The 3,967-nt window shown below is 35.6% G+C and carries 3 protein-coding genes; all 3 read left to right on the forward strand.

All coding sequences use genetic code 11. The annotated features are described in order from the left end of the window. Positions 1-1,152: GntP family permease (locus AC1DUW_RS22760; protein ID WP_477643528.1), on the forward strand; the 1,152-nt coding region annotated here is incomplete at its 5' end. A gap of 138 nt (positions 1,153-1,290) precedes the next feature. Next, positions 1,291-2,127, forward strand: a complete 837-nt coding sequence (locus tag AC1DUW_RS22765; protein WP_053345654.1) for an NAD(P)-dependent oxidoreductase — start codon at positions 1,291-1,293, stop codon at positions 2,125-2,127. A 600-nt stretch (positions 2,128-2,727) separates the two neighbouring features. Beyond that, a partial coding sequence (locus tag AC1DUW_RS22770) for an ABC transporter permease (RefSeq protein WP_477643529.1) occupies positions 2,728-3,967 on the forward strand: 1,240 nt, incomplete at its 3' end.

A 3,967-nucleotide genomic window follows, 5' to 3' on the forward strand; every position in this document is an offset into this window, starting at 1 on the left:
ATGACGGCACTTGCTGGGTTTGTTGCATCAAATTTCGCGATATTCTTATTAGGTTCTATATTAGCGAAATACATGGATAAAAGTGGGGCAACTATTTCAATTGCAAATAAAGTACTGTCCGTGGTAGGAACCAAGAACCCGTACAACGCATTAGTAGCATTATTTATTATTTCTGCAATTCTTACTTACGGTGGTATTAATGTATTCGTCATAATAYTCGCATTAATTCCAATGGCTAAACCTATCTTCAAACAACTTAATATTTCGTGGAAATTAGTTACCATTCCTGTGTTTGGTGGGACTTCAACGTTCACTATGACGATGTTGCCTGGGGCACCTTCATTACACAATATTGTGCCTTCAACGGCTTTGGGCACCACATTAACTGCTGCACCGCTTATCGGAATCGTCACTTCCATCGCAGCAATTGTCTTCTTACTAGTATTTATGAAATTTTCGTTGTCCAAAAGCTTGCGTAATAACGAGACATTTAATGTGGATGAGAAGGTTGAAAGTAGTGATGCGACATCTAAACGTAAGCTCCCATCATTCATTATCAGTTTACTGCCTATCATCGTGTTATTAGCCATAATCCTAATATTTAGTTCTGTGAGCAACATTATCATTGTCGCTTTGATTGTTGCGATCTTATTGAGTGCGATCTTATTCGGTAAACAAATCGCTCAGCAAAAAGAGGTATTAAATCAAGGTGCTGCCGAATCGGTATCATCAACGATTACAACTGGTAGTACGATTGCATTTGGTAGCATTGCAACAAGTGTACCGGCGTTTAAGGGTGTATTTCAATTGATTCAATCAATCCCTGGACCTCCCGTACTCTCATTAATGATTGGTACAGGTCTTATAGGCGGTATTACTGCTTCAGCTGTTGGAGCAATTGGCATTTCTGTTGCGAATTTTGCCCCGTACTATTTGGAAATGGGACTAGATCCGGAAACGGTTCACCGCGCAATCGCAATCGGATCTGGAGCTCTATCAATTGTTCCTTACTCTGGATTCTTGATTATATTTAACAATTTAACAGGATTAACTATGAAAGACACTTTCAAAAATGGATTTATCAGTATAAGTGTTACCCACTGGATCGCAATGGCCGTTATCGTTATCATGGCCCTCTTAGGTTTAGCTTAACTATGTAACTGTAGCAAGTTTTCATACTTGTTATGAATGAAACAACTACAACGAAACATTCAAAACTTTATGCTAAAGTTTTTTATGTGATAGATGTAATTACTACGATTAAAAAGTATAAATTAGGAGGAATTTATCATGAGTAAAAAAATTGGATTTGTAGGATTAGGAACAATGGGCTTCCCGATGGCCGTTAATTTAAAGAAAGCTGGTTTTGAAGTAATCGGTTATGATGCCTTTAAAGGTGTTTATGAGAAAGCAAGTGCTGCTGGAATAACAATGGTAGAAACTTTAAAAGAAGTGGCGGAACAAGCTGACGAAGCGATTATCTCAATGGTTCGTGACTATGCCCAAAATGTTGACATTATTTTTGGTGAGAACGCTATATTATCTGCCCAACCTAAAAATAAAACAATTATTGTTATGAGTACACTTGACCCTGATACAATGAATCAATTAGGCAAAAAAGTCGAAGAAGAAAGTGATTTGAGATTAATTAGCGCTGCGGTAAGCGGTGGTGCTTCAGGTGCTCAAGCTGGAACATTATCGATTATGACATCAGGTTCAGAAGCCATCGTGAAATCTTTCCAACCATACTTTGATGCTATTGGATCAAACACATTCTACTATGGCGAGGAACCAGGCAACAGCCAAGTAGCAAAATTAGTTAATAATATGATTTTAGGTATTAACATGAATGCTTTAGCTGAAGGACTTAAATTAGGAGAACACTATAACTTACCTCAAGAAGAGGTATTAAACCTATTACAAGTTAGTACAGGTGATAGTTGGGTAGTTAGAAATTGGAGCGATATTTCTGAATGGACAGCAGACACTGCCTTGGCTGTTTTACTTAAAGACTTAAAAGCGGCTTATAACGAAGGGCTTAAACACAATGTAACTTTACCATTCAATGCCTTATCATCTACACAATTATTTGACTCAATGGGAAAAGAGAAACCAAAAGCCAAATAATCGAATAAAGTTACCACTTAATTGGTTTATTATACATTCTCTCTAATAGGAAAGTGTTCTGTGTTAAACAGAATGCTTTCCTTATTTATTTAGCGTGAATATTAATGAAAAAATAATTAAAATTGCCTTTTAGAAGCAATATAAAAAAATGTCTCTTATGAGATGCTTTTTTTATTAAAAAGTTCAATAGGTATGTTTTTGCCATGCCCTTTTACATGGTAAAGAGCATTAAAAGAAGATAGAATAGGCCTCTCGGAAAGGTATTTCTACCTGTATAGTAACAAAAAGAAGTTAAGGTAGCGTTAGGATAATGATTGACTCGAAAAAGAAGTAACTTTGAAAAACATTTGGGCATGTTTAAAGTCAGGGTTACAAAGAAGTGATATACACCGATTTTGTGTAGATAAATTCAAATATGACAAATGGTGTTATTCATTTAGGAAATCATTGTGATTCGATTTTAAACTTTAATTAATGTTTGGTAAAAACACCAAAACTTCTCCATATAGCCTCCTCTATATCTCCATATAAACTCCTCTATATCTCCATATAGACTCTAGATTAGTCCTGTACATTAGAGATATCAAGGAGGTAATAAAAATGAATTTTATCAAACGCGCACTTTTAAGTGTACGAGCAAGAAAGGGAAAATCCCTTATCTTATTTGCTGTTTTTTTAGTTGTTACTAATTTAGTATTAGCAGGATTCGCCATGCAAAATGTCACAGACACAGCGAGTGATCTCGCTAGAAAAAAATTGGGAGTTGACGTAACGCTAGGATTAAATCAAGAAAAGCTTCCAAAATATATTGAAAAACAGAGAGAAGAAAATCCTAATGAGCCAGTGCAATTTCCAGAAATTTCTTCAGAGGAAGCAGATAAGTTAGCTAAATCACCCTATGTGAAAAATTTCAATTATCTAAAAGAAACTCAGGGTTTAGCAGATGGTTATATTCCCATTAATATTGATGGAAATGAAGACGTGATGAGTGGCTCCATAGCTGGTGGAGGCAACCCTGATAGAGAAATGCCAAATCTATCAATTACCGGCGTGAGAAGCTCTGATTTATTAAAAGAATTTACAGAAGGAACGGAGGAAATCATTAAGGGTCGTGAAATAACAGAAGAAGACAAAGATARGAAAGTAGCCTTGGTTGAAAAACAGTTAGCTGAACATAACAAACTTAAAGTTGGTGATGAGATAAAAATCAAAAAAGACGATGGGAAATCGACAATAAAGTTAGAAATAATAGGGATTTATGAGACATCCAACATCACTAGCCAAATGGAAACAGCACCACCGCTGTTTCATCCATCTAACAAAATATATGTTTCGTACGAATCGTTAAAAGAATTTTCAGTAAACAAGGATATGAAGGGCACGCCAATTGATAAAGCAATTTATTACTTAACTGACCCGAATCATATCGATGCTTTTAAAGCAAAGGGAAAGAAAACAGACATTGATTTTGACCTTTTTAAACTAGATGCTCATGATGCCTTATATAAAAAAATGATAGGCCCTATTGAGAACATGGCATCCACTTCAAAATGGATTATCTACCTGGTTTCAATTACAGGATCCATAATCTTAGGTCTTATMATTATGTTGACCATAAAAGAACGACGGAAGGAGTTAGGAATCTTACTGTCGATTGGCGAGAAAAAAGGGAAATTAATAGGCCAACTCTTAGTAGAAGTATTATGTGTAGCTGTTCTAGCATTTAGCCTCTCTATATTTACAGGTGGGACAGTGTCTCAAAAAATGGGAGACAGTTTATTGCAGAAAGAAATTACCGCTGAAGAGCAAGAAAATAATCCTAGGGAACAAACATTTATGT

This window comes from Peribacillus sp. P4_C12, assembly GCF_056402095.1.